At 58.2% G+C, this 20,241-nt stretch carries 23 protein-coding genes and 1 pseudogene; 22 read left to right on the top strand and 2 right to left on the bottom strand.

Going from position 1 to position 20,241, the window contains the following annotated elements; all coding sequences use genetic code 11:
* Window positions 1–69: 69 nt before the first annotated feature.
* From AC1XYH_RS15900 to siaD, 10 genes are all read left to right on the top strand, one after another.
* Window positions 70–963, top strand: coding sequence for an energy transducer TonB (locus AC1XYH_RS15900; protein ID WP_483324092.1), 894 nt, complete (start codon window positions 70–72; stop codon window positions 961–963).
* A gap of 49 nt (window positions 964–1,012) precedes the next feature.
* Complete coding sequence (locus AC1XYH_RS15905; protein WP_483324093.1) at window positions 1,013–1,579, top strand: YqgE/AlgH family protein; 567 nt, start codon at window positions 1,013–1,015, stop codon at window positions 1,577–1,579.
* Window positions 1,579–2,016: a Holliday junction resolvase RuvX gene (ruvX, locus tag AC1XYH_RS15910; RefSeq protein WP_483324094.1), complete on the top strand. Its 438-nt coding sequence runs from the start codon at window positions 1,579–1,581 to the stop codon at window positions 2,014–2,016. Before AC1XYH_RS15905 ends, ruvX begins: the two co-directional genes overlap by 1 nt.
* Window positions 2,013–2,522, top strand: a complete 510-nt coding sequence (gene pyrR, locus AC1XYH_RS15915; protein WP_483324095.1) for a bifunctional pyr operon transcriptional regulator/uracil phosphoribosyltransferase PyrR — start codon at window positions 2,013–2,015, stop codon at window positions 2,520–2,522. The genes ruvX and pyrR overlap by 4 nt, the downstream gene beginning before the upstream one ends.
* 7 nt (window positions 2,523–2,529) lie before the next feature.
* The gene (locus AC1XYH_RS15920; protein WP_483324096.1) at window positions 2,530–3,525 is read left to right on the top strand and encodes an aspartate carbamoyltransferase catalytic subunit; all 996 of its coding nucleotides are present in this window, start codon (window positions 2,530–2,532) and stop codon (window positions 3,523–3,525) included.
* Window positions 3,526–3,528: 3 nt separating this feature from the next.
* A complete protein-coding gene (locus AC1XYH_RS15925) occupies window positions 3,529–4,803 on the top strand; it encodes a dihydroorotase (protein WP_483324097.1) in 1,275 nt (424 codons plus the stop codon).
* 74 nt (window positions 4,804–4,877) lie between these two features.
* Window positions 4,878–6,872 carry a biofilm regulation protein phosphatase SiaA gene (siaA, locus tag AC1XYH_RS15930; RefSeq protein WP_483324098.1) on the top strand — a complete coding sequence of 665 codons (1,995 nt, stop codon included), beginning with the start codon at window positions 4,878–4,880 and terminating at the stop codon, window positions 6,870–6,872.
* Window positions 6,873–6,905: 33 nt separating this feature from the next.
* The gene (gene siaB, locus AC1XYH_RS15935; protein ID WP_483324099.1) at window positions 6,906–7,448 is read left to right on the top strand and encodes a biofilm regulation protein kinase SiaB; all 543 of its coding nucleotides are present in this window, start codon (window positions 6,906–6,908) and stop codon (window positions 7,446–7,448) included.
* Window positions 7,449–7,469: 21 nt separating this feature from the next.
* The gene (gene siaC, locus AC1XYH_RS15940; RefSeq protein ID WP_483324100.1) at window positions 7,470–7,847 is read left to right on the top strand and encodes a biofilm regulation phosphoprotein SiaC; all 378 of its coding nucleotides are present in this window, start codon (window positions 7,470–7,472) and stop codon (window positions 7,845–7,847) included.
* An 8-nt stretch (window positions 7,848–7,855) separates the two neighbouring features.
* A complete protein-coding gene (siaD, locus tag AC1XYH_RS15945) occupies window positions 7,856–8,659 on the top strand; it encodes a biofilm regulation diguanylate cyclase SiaD (RefSeq protein WP_483324101.1) in 804 nt (267 codons plus the stop codon).
* Here the strand turns inward: siaD and AC1XYH_RS15950 are convergent.
* Window positions 8,656–9,810 (bottom strand): PilT/PilU family type 4a pilus ATPase, encoded by a 1,155-nt coding sequence (locus tag AC1XYH_RS15950; protein ID WP_483324102.1) that lies wholly within the window; start codon window positions 9,808–9,810, stop codon window positions 8,656–8,658. The genes siaD and AC1XYH_RS15950 overlap by 4 nt on opposite strands.
* 61 nt (window positions 9,811–9,871) lie before the next feature.
* Window positions 9,872–10,906 (bottom strand): type IV pilus twitching motility protein PilT, encoded by a 1,035-nt coding sequence (locus AC1XYH_RS15955; protein ID WP_483324103.1) that lies wholly within the window; start codon window positions 10,904–10,906, stop codon window positions 9,872–9,874.
* A gap of 77 nt (window positions 10,907–10,983) precedes the next feature.
* Between AC1XYH_RS15955 and AC1XYH_RS15960 the strand changes: the two genes are divergently transcribed.
* The 12 genes and pseudogenes from AC1XYH_RS15960 to AC1XYH_RS16015 all read left to right on the top strand — a co-directional run bounded on the left by AC1XYH_RS15960 (window position 10,984) and on the right by AC1XYH_RS16015 (window position 20,099).
* Window positions 10,984–11,697, top strand: a complete 714-nt coding sequence (locus AC1XYH_RS15960) for a YggS family pyridoxal phosphate-dependent enzyme (protein WP_483324104.1) — start codon at window positions 10,984–10,986, stop codon at window positions 11,695–11,697.
* Window positions 11,698–12,516 carry a pyrroline-5-carboxylate reductase gene (proC, locus tag AC1XYH_RS15965; RefSeq protein WP_483324105.1) on the top strand — a complete coding sequence of 273 codons (819 nt, stop codon included), beginning with the start codon at window positions 11,698–11,700 and terminating at the stop codon, window positions 12,514–12,516. It abuts the gene before it with no gap.
* A gap of 9 nt (window positions 12,517–12,525) precedes the next feature.
* Complete coding sequence (locus AC1XYH_RS15970) at window positions 12,526–13,116, top strand: YggT family protein (RefSeq protein ID WP_483324106.1); 591 nt, start codon at window positions 12,526–12,528, stop codon at window positions 13,114–13,116.
* A 29-nt stretch (window positions 13,117–13,145) separates the two neighbouring features.
* A pseudogene (locus tag AC1XYH_RS15975) lies at window positions 13,146–13,405 on the top strand (DUF167 family protein).
* A gap of 137 nt (window positions 13,406–13,542) precedes the next feature.
* On the top strand, window positions 13,543–14,685 hold the full coding sequence (gene metX / locus AC1XYH_RS15980; RefSeq protein ID WP_483324107.1) for a homoserine O-succinyltransferase MetX: 1,143 nt from the start codon (window positions 13,543–13,545) through the stop codon (window positions 14,683–14,685).
* A 2-nt stretch (window positions 14,686–14,687) separates the two neighbouring features.
* Window positions 14,688–15,278, top strand: coding sequence for a methionine biosynthesis protein MetW (gene metW / locus AC1XYH_RS15985; RefSeq protein ID WP_483326401.1), 591 nt, complete (start codon window positions 14,688–14,690; stop codon window positions 15,276–15,278).
* 32 nt (window positions 15,279–15,310) lie between these two features.
* Window positions 15,311–15,751, top strand: a complete 441-nt coding sequence (locus AC1XYH_RS15990) for a DUF4426 domain-containing protein (RefSeq protein ID WP_483324108.1) — start codon at window positions 15,311–15,313, stop codon at window positions 15,749–15,751.
* Window positions 15,741–16,349 (top strand): RdgB/HAM1 family non-canonical purine NTP pyrophosphatase, encoded by a 609-nt coding sequence (rdgB, locus tag AC1XYH_RS15995; protein WP_483324109.1) that lies wholly within the window; start codon window positions 15,741–15,743, stop codon window positions 16,347–16,349. The genes AC1XYH_RS15990 and rdgB overlap by 11 nt, the downstream gene beginning before the upstream one ends.
* On the top strand, window positions 16,346–17,521 hold the full coding sequence (hemW, locus tag AC1XYH_RS16000) for a radical SAM family heme chaperone HemW (RefSeq protein ID WP_483324110.1): 1,176 nt from the start codon (window positions 16,346–16,348) through the stop codon (window positions 17,519–17,521). The genes rdgB and hemW overlap by 4 nt, the downstream gene beginning before the upstream one ends.
* Window positions 17,522–17,909: 388 nt before the next feature.
* Window positions 17,910–19,073 carry an iron-containing alcohol dehydrogenase gene (locus AC1XYH_RS16005; RefSeq protein WP_483324111.1) on the top strand — a complete coding sequence of 388 codons (1,164 nt, stop codon included), beginning with the start codon at window positions 17,910–17,912 and terminating at the stop codon, window positions 19,071–19,073.
* A 37-nt stretch (window positions 19,074–19,110) separates the two neighbouring features.
* A complete protein-coding gene (locus AC1XYH_RS16010; protein WP_483324112.1) occupies window positions 19,111–19,548 on the top strand; it encodes an acyl-CoA thioesterase in 438 nt (145 codons plus the stop codon).
* Complete coding sequence (locus tag AC1XYH_RS16015; RefSeq protein WP_483324113.1) at window positions 19,548–20,099, top strand: DUF922 domain-containing protein; 552 nt, start codon at window positions 19,548–19,550, stop codon at window positions 20,097–20,099. Before AC1XYH_RS16010 ends, AC1XYH_RS16015 begins: the two co-directional genes overlap by 1 nt.
* The last annotated feature ends 142 nt before the right edge of the window (window positions 20,100–20,241 follow it).

Genomic DNA, 20,241 nt, shown 5'->3' on the forward strand with positions numbered 1-20,241 from the left:
ATGGACTTTTATCGGCATGCGCGGCAGACTTCACCGCATATCTGAATCACGCCATAGCCTACGGACAGCATGAATACAGCCGTGACACCCCCCGCAGCACAACCACCGACAGTCACCGCTCGTGATCGCCTCGGTTTTACTCTGTTTATTGCAGCGGTATTACATGCCCTGGTCATCCTCGGCATTACCTTCGATCTGCCAACGCCCAGTGAACTATCCAAAAGCCTGGAAATAACACTGGCGACCCAAAAGAGCGAAGAGCAACCCGAGCAAGCCGATTACCTCGCCCAGCATAACCAGCAGGGCAGCGGCACGCTGGAAGAGAAAGCAGCCCCCAGCACGCCTGAAGAAGCCGACTTCCAAGACAGCGAGATCAATAAGGTAAACCCCGAGCAGCAAGTCAGCGCCCCGCCGCCAGTCCCCCAGGAACAAAAGGTTGTCACCACTAGCGCGCCCAAACTGGATCAGGTGACCACGGCACCAGCCAAGCCCAAACCAACCGAAGCGCCGCCGGCCAACCTGCATTTCAACATGAGCACTCTGTCCAGCGAGATCGCCAGCCTGGAAGCGCAGCTTGCCGAAGAGCGGCAACAATATGCGCGCCGCCCACGGATACTGCGCCTCAACGCCGCCTCAACCATGCAAGACAAGGGCGCCTATTATAAAGATGCCTGGCGCCGCAAGGTCGAGAAGGTTGGCAATCTGAATTACCCCGCCGAGGCGCGCAGCAACAAGATTTACGGCAGCCTACGTTTATTGGTCTCGATCAATCGCGACGGTTCCCTGCGTGAAGTGCGCATCCTGGAATCCTCTGGCCACAAGCTGCTGGACAACGCCGCCTTGCGTATCGTGCGCCTGTCAGCTCCCTTTACGCCGTTCACCGGCGACTTAATGGATGTCGACGTGCTGGAGATTATTCGTACCTGGCGCTTCGAAGCTGGCGACCGGGTTTCCAGCTCCTGATCCCTAGCGCGGCCTTGCTCTGCGCTCACTTCCGCCCAATACTAGGCGCATGACACAAAGCATACCGAGCAACTTTACCCATCACTTTCTGATCGCCATGCCCCACATGGCCGATCCACGGTTTGATCACAGTCTGATTTACCTCTGTGAGCACACCGATCAAGGCGCTATGGGGCTGGTGATCAATCAGCCCAGCGACCTAAATTTGGCCGACCTGCTGGAGCAACTCGACCCCGAGCTGAGCGTTTCCGTTACCGAGCGGTATCAAGTATTCAACGGCGGCCCAATGGAGCGCGAACGCGGCTTCGTATTGCATCGCGGCCCGCATCAATGGGAGTCCAGCCTTGACCTTGGCACGCTGCAGCTGACCACCTCGCGCGACATACTCTCAGATATGGCGCGCGGCCTTGGCCCCACTGAGGCGCTGATTACCCTAGGCTATGCTGGCTGGGGCGCAGGCCAGTTGGAACAGGAACTGGCCGACAACGTATGGCTAAGCTGCCCTGCAGATCATCAAATCCTCTTCGAAACGCCCAGCGCCGAACGCCTGGACGCCGCTGCGCGCTCATTAGGGATTGATTGGACACTCCTAACCAGCCAAGCGGGCCACGCCTGATGCCTCAGCACCAGCGCGCCCTCGCCTTTGACTACGGCACCCGACAGATTGGCGTGGCCGTAGGGCAAACCTTGACCGGCAGCGCAGAGCCGTTGGTCAATTTGCGCGCCCGTGACGGCATTCCTGACTGGGAGCAGATAGGCAAGCTGATCACCGAGTGGAAACCGGATATCCTGATCGTTGGCCTGCCGTTGAACATGGACGGTAGCGAGAGCGAAATGAGCGTGCGCGCCAGCAAATTTGCCCGCCGCCTCGAGGGTCGCTTCCAGTTACCGGCACGCTGTGTCGATGAACGCCTATCCACCTTTGAAGCCAAACAACAGTTACGCGACCAGCACCGCACGCCCGGCAGTTACCGTGAAAACCCGGTAGACAGCCTCGCCGCCGCACTGCTGCTCGAAACCTGGCTCGCCAGCCAGATCAAGGAGACGTCATGAGTGCACTGCCTGAGGTTGGCCCACTGCTGCAGCAGATGGCCAACCAACTGAGCCGCTACCTGAAAGAGCGGCAGATTGAAGATCCGGCCTTTGTCGGCATCCATACCGGTGGGGTATGGGTGGCCGAAGCGCTGCATCAGCAAGTTGCACCGGAGGCGCCTATGGGCACACTGGATATCGCGTTCTATCGCGACGATTTCGAGCAGAACGGCTTGCCACCGAGCGTACGCACTTCAGATCTGCCCTTTACCGTTGAGGGTCGCCACCTAATTCTAGTCGACGATGTGTTGATGACCGGGCGCACCATTCGCGCCGCCCTCAACGAGCTGTTCGACTACGGCCGGCCGGCCTCGGTGACCTTGGTGACCCTACTAGACATCGAAGCACGGCAGTTGCCAGTGCGTGCCGACATTCTCGGTGCGAGCCTCGCCCTGCCCGCCGGCCAGCGAGTAAAGTTGACAGGACCGAGTCCGCTAAAGCTAACCCTGAACACAGCTACCCACTGAGACAGCCATGAGCCAGACGCCGCAACATCTGCAACTGAACCACCAAGGCCAACTGCGCCATTTTCTGACCATCGAAGGCCTGTCCCGCGAACTGTTGACCGAGCTGCTGGACACCGCCGACTCCTTCCTTGAAGTCGGCGAGCGCGCGGTCAAGAAGGTCCCGCTACTGCGTGGTAAAACCGTGTGCAACGTGTTTTTCGAAAACTCCACGCGCACGCTCACCACCTTTGAACTTGCCGCTAAACGTCTCTCAGCGGATGTGCTCAACCTGAACATCTCGACCTCGTCTACCAGCAAGGGCGAGACCTTGTACGACACCCTGCAGAATCTGGAAGCGATGGCCGCCGACATGTTCGTAGTGCGCCACAGCGATTCCGGCGCCGCGCACTTCATTGCTGAGCATGTGTGTCCGCAGGTCGCCGTGATTAACGCCGGTGATGGCAACCACGCCCATCCCACGCAAGCGATGCTCGACATGTTGACCATTCGCCGCCATCGCGGCGACTTCGAGAACCTATCGGTCGCCATCGTCGGCGATATTCTGCACTCAAGGGTAGCTCGCTCGAATATGCAGGCACTGAAAACCCTCGGCTGCCCGGATATCCGCGTGATTGCGCCGCGCACGCTGCTGCCAGAAGGTATTGAGCAATACGGCGTACGGGTATTCAACGATCTGCGCGTTGGCCTACGCGGCGTGGATGTGGTGATCATGCTGCGCCTGCAGCGAGAGCGCATGCAGAGCGGCCTGCTGCCCAGCGAGGGCGAGTTCTATCGCCTCTACGGCCTGACCCGCGAAACCCTGGCGCTAGCAAAACCCGATGCCCTGGTAATGCACCCAGGACCGATCAACCGTGGCGTGGAGATCGAGTCGGAAGTGGCCGATGGTCCGCAGTCAGTCATCCTCAAACAGGTCACCTACGGTATCGCCGTACGCATGGCCGTTATGTCCATGGCCATGACCGGACAGACCACCCAGCGCCAGCTTAACCAGGAAGCGAACTGAACCATGCGACTGACTATCCAAGGCGCGCGGGTGATCGACCCGGCCAGCCATTTTGACCAAATCACCGACCTACACATAGCCGCCGGCCACATCCAGGCTATTGGCGAGGCGCCAGAAGGTTTCAGCCCTAGCCAGGTAATCGACGCTCGCGGCCTGATCGCCAGCCCCGGCTTGGTGGATCTTAACGTCAGCCTGCGCGAGCCCGGTTATAGCCGTAAGGGCAACATCGACAGCGAAACCCGCGCCGCTGCTGCGGGCGGCGTCACCAGCCTGTGTTGCCTGCCGGACACGCGGCCGGTGCTGGATACCTCCGCCGTTGCCGAGCTGATCCTCGACCGCAGCCAAGCCTCCGGGCATGCCCGAGTATTGCCGATTGGCGCACTCACAAAAAATCTCGAAGGCGAGCATCTGAGCGAACTGGTGGCACTGCGTGATGCCGGTTGCGTGGCCTTTACCCAAGGCCTCAATCCCATGGGCAGCAACCGTATTTTGCGTCGCGCCCTCGAATACGCCGCCACCTTTGACGTACCGATCATCTTTACTCCACTCGACCCTTCGCTGGCGGAAGGCGGTATGGCACATGAAGGCCCTACTGCATCGCGACTAGGCCTAGTCGGCATTCCCGAGAGCGCTGAAACCGTCGCACTGGCGCGTGATTTATTGCTAATCGAACAGACCGGGGTGCGCGCTCACTTTAGCGGACTGACCAGCGCTCGCGCCGTCGACATGCTAGCGACTGCTCAAGCTCGCGGGCTGCCGGTAACTGCCGATGTAGCGGCTTACCAACTGTTACTCTGTGACGAAGACCTCAACGGCTTTTCCAGCCTGCTGCATGTGATGCCGCCACTCCGCTCCGCTGCCGACCGCCGCGCCCTGCGCGAAGCAGTACAAAGTGGCGTGGTACAGGCCATCGCCTCGCATCATCGCCCGCACGAGCCAGAAGCAAAGCGAGTGCCTTTCGCCGCTTCGGCGCCCGGCATCAGTAGTGTAGAAATCCTCCTGCCGCTGGCCCTGACGTTGGTCGCTGACGGATTGCTTGAGCTGCCCGCGCTGCTGTCTCGCCTGACAACCGGACCGGCGGCTGCACTCAACCTGCAGGCCGGACAACTTACTTTGGGCGGGCCGGCAGATTTGACGTTGTTCAACCCGGTTCAGGCCTGTGAAATTGGCCGCAACTGGCTATCGCGTGGTGCCAACTGCCCCTTCATTGGCCAAGGCGCACCCGCAGCCGTGACCCACACCCTGTGCAACGGGAAGCTGGTATACCAAGCAAATTGATTGCGCTTGCATAGCTGGGCCGCGGCCCAGCGCCACCTGATCATTACAAGCTTGACCATTAAAAGGATGTTGGTATGGCCGCTTTTGGCTTACGTGGTAAATCCCTGCTCGCACTGCTGCTAGCTGGCTTGTTGGCCTTGCTGCCGGCAGGCTTGATTGGCTGGTCGTTACTCAGCGGCATTCACGAGCACTTCGGCGAAGCCTATGCGCGCAACGCGACCCTGCTCAGTCGGGAGAAAATTCGGGCGCCCATCAGCCGCGAGCTGGCGCTCTCTTTGCGCCTGGCTAATTCCGAGGTCACTCTGCAGTGGTTGAAGGACCCGGACGACCCCGCCAAAAAAGATTTGTTTTTCCGCGAAGCAGAACGCTACCGTCAGGACTTTCGCGACCATGCTTACTTCATCGGCATGCTCAGTAACTATGGCTACTACTTCAATGGCAATGACGAACCCATTAGCCGAGAGCCGCGCTACCTCCTCAACCCCGAAGCCGCTGCCGACAGCTGGTTCTTCGCCAGCCTGCGCGACACCGACAGCTTCAATATCAACGTCGACTCCAATCCCGAGCTGAACACCACCAAAGTGTGGTTCAACATGGTGGTCAAAGACAACAACGGGGAGGTCCTCGCCCTGGCAGGCTCAGGTTTAGACCTGTCGAGTTTCATCCGCGATTTCATCGCCAGCGATGACGATGGCGTTACCCCGATGATTCTGGATGCAGACGGCGCCATTCAAGCCCATCAAGACCGCAGCCTGATCGCCCTTAACTCAGGCGCAGACACCAACGCCAGAACCGGCAGCAACCTGCTTGAGATGCTCGACAGCGACCCACAGAAGCAAGCCGTCCGCGATGCCATGCAGACAGTAAAAGCCAACCCCGGCGAGGTGCAAATACGCCAGATCCACCTTGCTGGCAACGATCAACTGCTGGCCCTGACCTACATCCCTGAGCTGAACTGGTTTGTCGCCAACGCCGTCGATCTGAACAGCGCGCAAGTGATTGATCGCACCTGGCTAACGCCGGTTTTATTGGGTTTAGGCGCACTACTGGTATTCCTGATTCTGTTGTTTGCCTTCGCCATTGAGCGGCTGCTGCTGCGCCCACTGCGTCAGCTGCGCCAAAGCGCACAGGCAATGGCGGCTGGTCGCTATGACGTGGCCATGCCAACCACCCGCAACGACGAAATCGGCGAGCTCAGTGAGGCTTTTGACGCGATGGCGCAAAAAGTCCGCAGCCACACCAGTGAGTTGGAGCAACGCGTGCAGGAGCGCACTCGTGATCTGGAGGAGGTTAACCAGAGCATGCGTACCGCGCGTAAGAAGATTGAAGACTCCATCGACTACGCCAGCCTGATTCAGCGCTCTATTCTGCCCAACCGCGAGCTGGTCAATGCGCTAGGCCAGCATCATGCGGTGCTGTGGCGTCCACGCGATGTAGTGGGTGGCGATTTCTATATTTTCCGCAGCGAAAACCAGCGCTGCCTGTTTGGCGTCGTCGACTGCGCAGGTCACGGCGTACCCGGTGCACTGATGACCATGCTCGCGCATGCTGCTCTAGAGCAGGCAATCAACGATTGCGGCCTGGCTGACCCGGCTGCCACACTGCAGCGTACCGATCAGATAGTACGCAGCATGCTCAGCGACTCTGCCGAGTACAAATCGGTCGCCACCAACATGGATGTGGGCTTAGCCTACGTCGATCTGGATCAGCGTCGCGTGGTATTTTCCGGCGCCAAGATCGCGCTTTATCACAGCGATGGCAACAGCGTAGAGCACGTAGCGGGCGCGCGCCGCGCGCTAGGTGACAAACGTCTGGGTGACTACCAAAATAGCGAAGTGTCACTGGAAACCGGGCGCACTTTCTATCTGTGCACCGACGGTTTTCTTGATCAGGCCGGCGGCGAGCAAGGCTTCGGTTTCGGTAATAGCCGCTTCGCCGAGATGCTGTGCCAGCACGCCAAATTGCCGCTACAGCAGCAAAGCACGGCATTCAGCGATACACTGGCAGCCTATCAAGGTGATTACCCGCAGCGTGACGACATCACTATGCTCTGCTTCCGCTTTGATTGAAGCGCAAGCAGATTGAAACGCACAGGAGCTGTAATGGAAAATATTGACCTTTTTGCCATGCGTGAGCGCTTCAACAGCCAGCAGATTATGCTGTGCTTCAACGGCCCTATTTCACGCAGCCTGATCGAAGAAATTGGCAACGCCCTGCGCAACTATCTCTCCGCTGAGCACGCTCACCCCAGCGCTGCCATGGATGTGTTCGCGGTGTACATTGAAATGACCCAGAACATCAGCCATTACACCCGCGCCCGCCAATGGACCGAGCAGGAAGCCGGCGCCACCGTCGTCGTCTCACGCAACGAAGATGGCCGCTACGTGGTTTCCGCTGGCAACCTGATCGAGTTACCTGATGGCGAGAACCTGTTGCGCGCCGTGGAAAGCCTCGCCGGACTCGACAAAGTGGCATTGAAAGCCGCCTACAAAGAACAGCTACGCCGGCCGCGTGACGAAGAGCGCCCCTCCGGCGCCGGTTTAGGCCTTATCGACATAGCGCGAAAGTCCAGCGAACCACTGCAGGCATCATTGCAGCCGCTAGCCTCTGGCCGCGGCTTTTTCAGCCTGCGCGCTGTCATCTGATTGAGTAACGAGTTTAAGACAATGACCGATTTTTCTATCGCCAGCTCCCAGTCCACCCCAGAAGTCCGCAGCGATTGGGCCAACGGTAAGCTTTACATGGAGGGTGATTCCTACCCGGAAAACTCCTTCGACATGTTCCAACAAGTATTCGTCTGGATGGAATCTTATCTAGAGCAGGCCACGGCGCCGCTGACACTGGAACTGCGTTTGCTGTACTTGAACACCAGCAGCGTCAAGGCGATGATGGATATCTTCGACTTGCTAGAAGCCGCTCATCAGGAAGGTAAGCCCGTGGCGGTGTATTGGTATTATGACCCGCAAAATGAACGGGTCGCGGAACTGGCCGAAGAGTTCAAGGAAGACTGCAATTTTCCATTCGACATCATCAGTCATACCTAGAGTCCCAGATGAAACAGCCCTCTCAGAGCCTTGAAGATAGCATCCGCGCGCTACTGGATGATGCCGAGCAACAGGAAAACCCGCTGCGCGAACCCCTGCTCTCGCTCTGGGCTACACATCAAGACCTGGCTCGTAGAATTGACCGTATCAGCCGCATTTCGGATGTTTATCAAAGCATGGCGAAACAGCAAGAGCACTCACTGAGCGAGCGTCTGAATAAGCAATTGCGGCAACTGGAGAAAGTCGCGCGCATATCCGATCGTTACCAGAATATGATGCGCGACCTAAACGAAGCTCTGCGTGAGGCCTCAACCCATGACGCGCTTACCGGGCTGCCAAATCGGCGCTTGTTAGTAGATCACCTGAAAAAAGAAGCCGAGCGCTACACTCGCTATCAACGGCCTTTCACCATCGCCATGCTCGACGTCGATCATTTCAAAAACATCAATGATCAATACGGCCATGAACTAGGCGATAGCGCATTAACCGAGATCGCTCGCGTGCTTGACGCAGAAATACGCGAGCAGGATTTGTGCGGACGCTGGGGTGGGGAGGAGTTTTTAATTCTAATGCCCGAGACTCATGCCGATGCAGCCGAGCGGGTCATGGAGCGCGTACGCACAGCCGTTGAGCGCTTGGCCATCCGCGCGCAAACCGACTCCGTCAGCGTCACTATCAGTATCGGCATCGCCGAGCACCAGGCAGGTGACAGCTATTCCGAAACCATCAACCACGCCGACCACGCTCTGTTGGTAGCCAAGCGTGGTGGACGCAATCAAATTAGTACGGCGCCCGCAGCAGGCAACGATTAACGCCGTGTGCGGTGGTGAGCGCCACCTTCTTCTTCCTCTTCCAATGCAAAGCCGTTGTTCTCCTCACCCATCAGGTGCTTACCGTCGGCTTCCGAGCCCAACTTGATCATCAAACGCAAGTCGTTGGCCGAGTCGGCGTGAGCCAACGCATCTTCGTAGGTGATTTCGCCCTGGCTGTAGAGCTTGTAGAGCGCCTGATCGAACGTCTGCATGCCCAACTCGCCAGAGCGTGCCATCAGCGGCTTGAGCTCATGCACTTCACCCTTGCGGATCATGTCGGCAGCCAGTGGCGTATTCAATAGCACCTCAATAGCTGCACGGCGCCCCTTGCCATCCGGAGTGGGAATGAGTTGCTGGGCGACAATGGCCTTGAGGTTAAGCGACAAGTCCATCCACACCTGCTGATGTAGCTCAACGGGGAAGAAGTGGATGATGCGATCCAGCGCTTGGTTGGCGTTGTTGGCGTGCAGCGTAGCCAAACACAGGTGACCGGTTTCGGCAAAGGCGACCGCGTGCTCCATAGTCTCCTTGGAACGCACCTCACCAATCAAAATCACATCAGGGGCCTGGCGCAGAGTGTTCTTCAACGCGACTTCAAAAGAGTCGGTGTCGATGCCCACTTCGCGCTGGGTAACGATGCAATTCTGATGCTGATGGATAAATTCGATCGGATCTTCAATCGTAATGATGTGGCCGCTGGAGTGCTTGTTGCGGTAGCCGATCATCGACGCCAATGAGGTCGATTTACCGGTACCGGTAGCGCCCACGAAGATCACCAGCCCACGCTTGGTCATCGCCAGCTGCTTGAGGATCTCGGGCAGGCGCAGATCTTCCATGGTCGGGATGTTGATCTCGATGCGCCGCAGCACCATGCCCACCAGGTTGCGCTGGTAGAAGGAACTGACGCGGAAGCGGCCGATACCTCGAGCACTGATGGCAAAGTTGCACTCACGCTTTTCGGCAAACTCGCGGCGCTGCGCTTCAGTCATCACACCCAGCACAGTTTCGCGGGTCTGCTCAGGCGAGAGCGGGGTTTTGGTCACCGGCAGAATCTTGCCATTCACTTTCATGCTAGGTGGAACGCCGGCAGTAATGAAGAGGTCAGACGCACCCTTCTCAACCATCAGCCGCAACAGCTTTTCAAACTCCATGCTATGCCTCTTTTATCCTTCGCGGCGGACTGCTCAGCATCCGCCAAAACTGCCAGCCTGTTTAGAAGCTGTCCACGGCCTTAGCTTTTTCGCGGGCACTTTCTTTAGTAATCAAACCTTTGCCAACCAAGCTTTTCAGACACATGTCGAGTGTCTGCATGCCAATGTTGCCACCTGTTTGAATCGCCGAATACATCTGGGCAATCTTGTCTTCACGAATCAGGTTACGAATCGCCGGGGTGCCGATCATGATTTCGTGGGCTGCCACTCGACCGCCGCCGATTTTCTTGATCAGTGTTTGCGATACTACCGCCTGCAATGATTCAGACAGCATCGACCGCACCATGGATTTCTCTTCGCCGGGGAAAACATCGACGATACGGTCGATCGTTTTAGCCGCCGAGGTGGTGTGCAACGTGCCGAATACCAGGTGACCGGTTTCTGCGGCTGTCAGCGCGAGACGAATCGTCTCCAGGTCGCGCATTTCACCAACCAGAATAATGTCCGGATCTTCCCGCAGTGCCGAGCGCAGGGCTTCAGCAAAACCGAGGGTGTCGCGGTGTACTTCACGCTGGTTGACCAGGCACTTCTTCGACTCGTGAACAAATTCGATTGGGTCTTCGATGGTCAAAATATGCTGATACTTGGTGCTGTTGACGTAGTCGACCATCGCCGCGAGGCTGGTGGACTTACCCGAACCCGTAGGCCCGGTAACCAGCACCAGACCGCGCGGGTTATCAGAGATCTTCTTGAACACGTCGCCCATGCCCAGGTCTTCCATGGTCAATACCTTGGAAGGAATGGTACGGAACACAGCACCAGCACCGCGATTCTGGTTAAAGGCGTTAACCCGGAAACGGGCCACACCAGGTACTTCAAAGGAGAAGTCGGTTTCGAGAAACTCTTCGAAATCCTTACGCTGACGATCGTTCATGATGTCGTAAATCAGCGCATGCACTTGCTTGTGTTCCATGGCCGGTACGTTGATCCGGCGCACGTCGCCATCCACACGAATCATGGGCGGCAGTCCTGCCGACAGGTGCAAGTCCGACGCGCCCTGCTTGGCGCTGAAGGCTAACAGCTCGGTAATATCCATTGGGTTCCCCATTACAACCTGCAAGCATGTAGAATGCCGGCAGAGTCTATTCGATTGGCAAGGTATTAACGTCAGTAATGTCCACGATAGCAGAGAATATTGCAAACGTTCGTGAACGCATACAGCGCGCCGCCGCCGTTGCCGACCGCGATCCCGATACCATTACCCTGATGGCGGTGAGTAAAACCCGTCCCGCCAGTGCCATCCGTGACGCCTGGGCAGCAGGCATACAGAATATAGGGGAAAACTATCTGCAGGAAGCGTTGGCGAAAATGGCCACGCTGTCCGACCTTCCCTTGATCTGGCACTTCATCGGCCCCATTCAATCAAACAAGACGAAAACCATCGCTGAGCACTTCGACTGGGTGCACAGTGTCGACCGGCTGAAGATCGCCCGACGCCTGTCTGAGCAACGACCCGAAGGCATGCCGCCACTGAATATCTGCTTGCAGGTGAATATCAGCGGTGAGGAGAGTAAAGCCGGCGTTTCTCTGGCAGAACTGCCCGAACTGGCCAACGCCGTTAATAGCTTGCCAGGCATAAGGCTGCGCGGGCTGATGGCGATTCCTGCTCCGGCTGACGATAGCGCCGCACGGCGTGCACCGCTGGCTGCAGTGCGCGAAGCGCAAGCGGCTCTAGAGCTACCGTTGGACACACTGTCTATGGGCATGAGCGATGACCTGGCGGAAGCCATTCAGGAAGGCGCAAGCATAGTGCGCATTGGCAGTGCGCTGTTTGGTGCACGTGATTACTCCATTCCACCCACGCATTCCGAGCGAGGTTCCAACTAAATGACTGCTCCCATTATCGGTTTCATCGGTGCCGGCAACATGGCAACCAGCTTGATTGGCGGCATGCTACAGAAAAACGTGAAGCCCGAGCGCATCATCGCCAGCGACCCCAAAGCGGAGCAAGGCGCGGCGCTGAACAAGCAGTTTCAGATTCGTACGGTAACCGACAACGCCGTACTGGCCGCCGAATGCGATGTGCTGCTGCTGGCGGTTAAGCCTCAGGTAATGCAAGCCGTTTGCCGCGCCCTGCCAGCTGAGCGCAAGCCAGGCCAACTGGTGATCTCCATCGCTGCCGGCATCAGCTGTGAAAGCCTGGCCGCTTGGCTCGGTGAGCAAACGCCGATTGTCCGTTGCATGCCCAATACGCCGTCGCTGCGTGGCCAAGGCGTCAGCGGCTTATACGCTACCGCTGCGGTCAGCGATGCGCAAAAGGAGCTGACCGAAAGCATCCTGAATGCCGTCGGCATCAGCGTCTGGCTCGAAGAAGAAAGCCTGATCGATGCGGTGATTGCGGTATCCGGCAGCGGGCCGGCCTACTTTTTCTATATGATCGAAGCGATGATTGATGCGGGCGAAAAGCTCGGCCTGCCGCGCGACACGGCCGAGCGTATGGCGCTGTTCACTGCATTGGGCGCAGCCGATATGGCAGTCAACAGTGATGTTGACGTAGCCGAACTGCGCCGCCGCGTTTGCTCGCCCGGCGGCACGACCGAGCAAGCGATCAAGACCTTCCGTGAAGAAGGCCTGCCGCAGATGGTCGATAACGCTATGCAGGCCGCCGCCAAGCGTGCTGCCGAAATGTCCAAAGAACTCGCCTGAGGAAACACCATGACCGGCCTGAACATGGCAGCTATCTATCTTGTCCAGACTATCGGCAGCCTGTATTTGCTGCTGGTACTACTGCGTTTCATCCTGCAACTGGTACGCGCGGATTTCTATAATCCGCTGTCGCAGTTCATTGTGCGTGCTACCAAGCCACTGTTGTTGCCACTGCGCCGATTGATACCTGGCTGGGCGGGCATCGACTTTGCCTCCCTGGTTTTGGCGTTGATCATTCAGCTGGCTCTGATGGCGGTCATCATCAAGCTGATGGGCTACGCGCTACCGAGCATTCTGCAGTTACTAGCCTGGTCGCTGGTGGCCCTCACGGCGCTGTTTCTCAAGGTGTTCTTCTTCGCACTGATCATCAGTGTGATCTTGTCGTGGGTCGCGCCTGGCAGCTCGAACCCAGCGGCGTTGCTGGTCAATCAACTCTGTGAGCCGGTATTGGGCCCCATTCGCAAGATCCTGCCATCGATGGGCGGCCTGGATCTTTCGCCCATTTTCGCCTTTATCGCGTTGAACCTGCTGCAGATGCTGGTGATCACCAATATGGCGATCGCGACCGGCATGCCAAAGGGCCTAACACTGGCATTGTGAGCAGTGTCTAAAGCTGGAGCGGCGAACAACTGGTGCTCGATTGTCACCTGCAGCCCGGTGCCAGCCGCATTGGCTTTGCCGGACTGCATGGCGACCGACTGAAAATTCGCATCAGCGCACCGCCGGTGAATGGCAAGGCCAACAGCATGTTGCTGGCCTTTCTGGCCAAAGCTTTTGGAGTATCGAAGCAGCAAGTGATGCTGGTTAGCGGCCAAACCGGCCGGCAAAACGTGTTGCCATCTCCTCGCCCCGGTTGTTGCTCGATGATCTGGGCATACAGCGCCCTTGAATATTGCGCCAAGGCAGTGCGCTCTTTAGACTGACGCCTCTATTATTGGCCCTTCGCCTGCCCGCACGATTTAGGGAGCGACCGCAAATATGGCTCCCTGACGAAGCTCCGCCAATTGACACAGGAACAGGTTATCGATGTCCACATTACCTGCTGACTCCGTCGGCCTGGTTACACCCCAGCGACATACCTTCAGCGAGCCGCTGCAATTGGCCTGCGGCAAGGCGTTAGCCTCTTACGATCTGGTCTACGAGACCTATGGCCAGCTTAATTCGGCAGCCGATAACGCCATTCTGATTTGCCATGCGTTGTCTGGCCATCACCATGCTGCTGGCTACCATAGTGAAGATGAGCGCAAGCCTGGCTGGTGGGACTCCTGCATAGGGCCTGGCAAGGCCATCGACACCAACCGCTTCTTCGTTGTCAGCTTGAACAATCTCGGCGGCTGCCACGGCTCCACCGGACCTTCCAGTATCGATCCGGAAAGCGGCAAATCCTACGGCGCCAGTTTCCCGGTATTAACCGTAGAAGACTGGGTGCATAGCCAGGCACGATTGGCCGATGTGCTGGGGGTGCAGCAGTGGGCCGCCGTGGTTGGCGGCAGCCTTGGTGGCATGCAAGCATTGCAGTGGGCGATCAGCTATCCCGAGCGTATTCGGCATTGTGTGGCCATCGCCACCGCTCCCAAGCTGTCGGCGCAGAACATCGCCTTTAACGAAGTGGCTCGGCAAGCCATCACGACCGATCCAGACTTTCATCACGGTGAATACGCCGCCTTTGGCGTCATCCCCAAACGCGGTCTAATGCTCGCGCGCATGGTAGGACATATCACTTATCTGTCCGACGACTCCATGGGCCTGAAGTTCGGCCGCGAATTACGCAGCGAGCAACTCAACTACGACCTCACCAGCGTGGAGTTCGAGGTCGAAAGTTACCTGCGTTATCAAGGCCAGGAGTTCTCCGGTCGCTTTGACGCCAACACCTATTTGCTGATGACCAAAGCGCTCGACTATTTTGACCCGGCCGCTGCGCACGGCGACGATCTGGCTAAGACACTGGCGGGCATTCAGGCCAGCACCCTGGTGATGTCGTTCACCACCGACTGGCGCTTTTCGCCAGCCCGCTCATACGAGTTGGTCAACGCCCTGCTGGCTGCCAAGAAACAGGTCAGTTACCTGGAGATTGAAGCAGCGCAGGGACACGACGCCTTCCTGCTGCCGATCCCCCGCTACATCGAAGCCCTGAGTGGCTACATGAACCGTATAGAGGTGACCTCATGAGTCTGCGCGCCGATCTTGAGATCATTCAGCAGTGGATCAAACCCAGCAGCCATGTGCTCGACCTGGGTTGTGGCGAGGGCGAGCTGCTGAGGCATCTGCGCGACCACAAGCAGGTGCAGGGCTACGGACTGGAAATCGACCCTGAGAAGATTAACGCCTGCATTCAGCATGGCGTAAACGTGCTGGAGCAGAACCTCGATAAGGAGCTGAACAACTTCGAGGACAACAGCTTCGATACCGTGGTCATGACCCAGTCGTTGCAGGCCATGCACTTCCCTGACCGAGTCCTTGAAGACATGCTGCGCATCGGCCATGAGGGTATTCTAACCTTCCCCAATTTTGCCCACTGGCGCTGCCGCTGGTATCTGGGTACCAAAGGCCGCATGCCGGTCTCTGAGTTCATGCCCTATACCTGGTACAACACCCCGAATATTCACTTTTGTACCTTCAAGGACTTCGAGCAGCTGTGCCGCGAGCGCGGAATCAAAGTGCTCGATCGTCTGGTGGTAGATCAGACCCATAAGCGCAGCTGGTTGAGCGGCCTATGGCCCAACCTGCTGGGTGAAGTGGCCATCTACCGTATTAGCCGTTGAACCTGCCTCACGCACCTTTCCAGGAGCTAACCATGCTACGCACCTTAGTTCTGCTCGCCTCATTGCTACTGGCCCCTTGGGCCAGCGCAGCGGCTGAACCTGCCCGCTTTGGCGATCTGATCGTCTATCACAATGTATTCAATAGCAGCTTTCTGCAGCCCGAGATTGCCGCCAATGCGGGCCTGCAGCGCGGACCCAATCAGGGCGTGATCAATATTGCGGTGCAGCGCCAGAGCAACGGCAAAGCCCAAGCGGTTGACGCCATCCTGAAGGGCGAAGTCCGCAGCTTGATCGGCCAGCCAGTCCCGCTGCAATTCAAGCGTATTAAAGAAGGCGACGCCATCTACTTCGTTGCCAACTACAGCGCAGCGCAGCGCGGCATTCTGCTGTTTAAAATCGATATTCAGGCCGCGCCCGGCAGCATCGTGCACAACCTCAGCTTTCAGCAGGAGTTCTTTCCCGATGACCAGTAAAGCCTTGCCCTTCGATACGTTGGTGCTCGCCAGCAGCAACAAGGGCAAGCTGGCTGAGCTGCAGGCTATGCTCGGCGATCAAGTGAAAATTTTGCCGCAAAGCGATTTTATCGACGAAGACGTCGAGGAAACCGGCCTAACCTTTGTCGAAAACGCCCTGCTCAAAGCACGCCACGCCGCTCGGGCCTCAGGCTTACCCGCATTGGCTGACGACTCGGGGCTAGCTGTGGACTTTCTCGGGGGCGCACCGGGGATTTATTCAGCTCGCTACGCCAACGGCGAAGGCGATACCGCTAACAACGCCAAGCTGTTGCAGGCGCTGTGCGAGGTGCCGACCGAAGCACGCGGCGCGCAATTTATCTGCGCCCTGGCCCTATTGCGCCACGCAGATGACCCCATGCCGATCATCTGTGAAGGCATCTGGGAGGGCCGCATTCTTAACGAAGCCCGCGGTCAGGCTGGCTTTGGCTACGATCCGCTGTTCTGGGTTCCGGAGCGCAAATGCGCGAGTGCCGAACTGAGCCCCGCAGACAAGAACCAGCTTAGTCACCGCGCCCGCGCCATGGCGCAACTGCGTCAGCGGTTGGGGCTAGCTTGAAACCGCTGGAAGAAACCAACTCGGACCGAGCTTCGAGCTTCGAGCTCCCTCCGTTGGCGGCCTACATCCATATCCCCTGGTGCGTGAAAAAGTGCCCTTACTGCGACTTCAATTCACACACCAGTCAGGCGCCGCTGCCCGAAGATGCCTATATCGACGCCATGATCGTCGACCTACAGCAAGATTTGCCGCTGGTAGCGGGACGTGAGCTAACCTCAATCTTTTTTGGCGGCGGCACGCCCAGTCTGTTCTCGGCGGCCAGTCTCGACCGTTTTTTACAGGCGTTGAACGCACATTTGCCCTTCGCGGCTGACATTGAAATAACGCTTGAGGCCAACCCCGGCACCTTCGAGCAGGCCAAATTTTCTGACTACCGCGCCGCCGGCATCAATCGTCTGTCGATCGGTATCCAGAGTTTCAATGCTGAGCACCTTAAGGCCTTAGGCCGCATCCACGACGACCGCGAAGCCTTGAGTGCCGTCGATATGGCGCGCCGCGCGGGCTTCGATAATCTAAATCTCGACCTGATGCACGGCCTGCCCAACCAGAGTCATGAGCAAGCCATCGCCGATATTGATCAAGCCATGGCGTTGGCACCCGAGCACTTGTCCTGGTACCAGCTCACGCTGGAGCCGAACACCGTGTTTTACTCCAAGCCGCCAACGCTGCCCGAGGAAGATATTCTCTGGTCGATACAGGAAGCCGGGCAGCAGCGCATGGCCGCCGGTGGTTACGCGCAATATGAAGTATCCGCCTACGCGCAGCCCGGCCGTCAGGCGCGGCATAACATGAATTACTGGCAGTACGGCGATTTTCTCGGCATTGGCGCCGGCGCCCACGGCAAGATCTCGCATATTGATGGCCGTATCGAGCGTTACTGGAAAACCCGTTTACCCAAGGATTACCTGGCCGCCGGCAAAAGCGTTTGCTCAGGCCGCAAAACCTTGACCAACGATGAGTTGCCGTTCGACTTTTTGATGAACGCCCTGCGTTTGGTAGAGGGCGTACCGGCCAGCTACTACGCCGCTCGCACGGGTCAACCCCTGGCCGTCATCGAGCCGCTACTGCAACAAGCCGCCGCCAAAGGCCTGCTGCAGCCCTGGAGCCAGCAGTTAGTGCCAACTGAGCGCGGCAGGCTGTTTCTCAATGATCTATTGGAAATATTTCTGTAAAGCCCCACGTATTAACACTTCCCCATAGCCTGCAAAACCGCGTGTGCTCTGGAAAGCTGGATTCTGTGCCGACCAACGGAGTAGTCGCCTAGCACGCTGGTCGAGATGCAACCCGATAATCCCGGAAATACAAAACCGTGGGCTTTTGGAAGGCCGGGGTCCATCCCGGCCAGCAGAGTCGCCAGTCCAAAAGTGAGTCGCCGGAACGCAGAGGCAGGCACTACTTAGCTGGCGCTACCGCCCGCTGGCTGTCATCGCACAGTCAGCATGCGGTACTATCTGCATCATCAATAGCTCTTGCCGCATGAACGCGCAGTCAGCAGAATTGTCTCAATCGACGCAAATTGCTATTCAATTTAGCCATGCAAATATCTATCCCGGAGGCGCAATGAATCCGTTCAGCTTTGCCACCACCGCCCAGATTCTCTGCGAATCAGGCTCCGCTGCCCGCCTTGGCGAGCTGTGCCGAGAGCGTGACGCTCAACGCGTGCTGATCGTAACCGATCCGGGCATCACCAAGATCGGCCTGCTCGACAACATCCTACCGGCCATGGCCAAGGCGCAGGTGAGCGTCGAAGTATTTGATCAGGTAGAGGCCGATCCGCCGGAACATGTTGTACTGGAAGCGGTCGCTCAGGCCAAAAACATGCAGGCCGAGCTGATCATCGGCTTTGGCGGCGGCAGCTCTATGGATGTCGCCAAACTGGTTGCCCTGCTGGCGCACCCCGAGTGCAAACAGCAAATGGCCGACATCTACGGCGTCGGCAATGCGCGTGGCAAACGCCTGCCATTATTCCAGGTGCCCACCACCGCCGGCACCGGCTCGGAAGTCACCCAGATCGCCATTATCACCACCGGCGCAACCACCAAAATGGGCGTGGTTTCGCCGATTCTGCTGCCCGATCTGGCGCTGCTGGATGCCGACCTCACCCTCGGTCTGCCGGCCCACGTCACCGCTGCTACTGGCATCGACGCCATGGTGCACGCCATTGAGGCCTACACCAGCAAGCTGAAGAAAAATCCGCTATCCGATATGCTCGCGCGTGAAGCGCTGCGGCTGCTGGCCGGCAACCTGGACCACGTAGTACAGAACGGCCAGAACCGCGAAGCCCGCCAGGCCATGCTGCTTGGCGCCTTGCTTGCCGGTCAGGCGTTCGCCAATGCCCCGGTCGCTGCTGTGCATGCGCTGGCTTACCCGCTAGGCGGGCATTTCCACATTCCTCATGGGCTGTCCAACGCATTGGTATTGCCAACCGTGATCGAGTTCAACGCCTCTCACGCCGCGCCGCTGTATGCCGAATTGGCGCCACTGATTGTTGGCCCGAGCCTGCAATCCGGCGATGCTGATCACCTGACCGCGCAGTTGGTCAGCGCCTTGGCCGACCTCAGCCCGCGCTGCGGCTTGCCAAGCCGCCTGCGTGACGCCGGCGTGCCCAAGGACAAGCTGGAGCTGTTGGCCAAAGATGCGATGCTGCAACAGCGCCTGCTGGTCAACAACCCGCGTGAAATAACCGAGGCCGACGCGCTAGCCATCTATAACCTGGCTTATTAATGCCCTCGGCCCGATCAATCACGACAAGAGACTTAGTATGAGCGCAAGCAAGCCAACCCGGCAGGACTACCACTACCTGCACCCGGTCACCACCCGCTGGCACGACAACGACATTTACGGCCACGTGAATAACGTGACCTACTACAGTTTTTTCGATAGCGCAGTAAACAGCTGGCTGATCGCCGAAGGTGGGCTGGATATCCACGAGGGCGATCAGGTTGCTTTTGTGGTCAGCTCCAACTGCGATTACTTTGCCCCCATCGCTTTCCCGGATGCCATTGAAATCGGCGTAAAAGTCGCGCGTCTGGGCAGCAGCTCGGTGCATTACGAACTGGCAGTGTTCAAACAAGGGCGCGAAGAAGCCTGCGCCGCCGGGCGCTTCGTACACGTATTTGTTGATCGCCTAAGCAATACTGCCTTCCCGATTCCCAACCAGTGTCGCGCCGCGCTGGAACGCCTGATGGATCCAATCTGATGCTTCACTCCCGGTTACTGCCGCTGCTGCCGTTCGCGCTACTGTTCACCTTCAGCACCAGCCTGCTGGCGGAGCCGGTGTTGCAGGCACGTACCCAGCAGTTCGATGTGGTCGGCATCACGCCGGACACCATTCGCGCCAGCCTGAACCGCGATCGGCAACACAGCGGTAGCCACGTCACCTGGAACTTCAACTGGGAGTCGACTCCTGGGCAGTGCCGGATTGTCACCGCAAGCACCGAGGTCACCGTCACCGCGCACATGCCGCGCTTACAGCCCGACGCAAAGCGCCCGACCAGCGTTCAACAGCAGTGGGACGGCTATGTGCTTGCGCTGCAGGCGCATCAGGAAAAGCATGTGGATTTAGCGCTGGACTACGCCAGACAGATCGAAGAGGCCATTCTGGCGTTACCGCCCGCGACCGCATGCTCGCAGCTGTCACAGGCCGCCAATGCCGCAGGGCAACGCCTGTTGAGCGGGCTTGAAGCAGCGAGTCGTGAATACGACAAGAAAACCCAACAGGGTGCGCTCGAAGGGGCTACATACCCTTAACACTTGGACAGGCCGGAGGCATTCGGGCCAGTGGAGTAGCCGCCGAGCTTGCTGGTCGAGACGCAGCTCGACCTTGCCGGAAATGCAAAACCTAGTGGGCTTTTGGAAGGCCGGTTTCCATCCCGGCCAGCGGTATTGCCGT

It is taken from the genome of Pseudomonas sp. GW-45 (assembly GCF_056896675.1).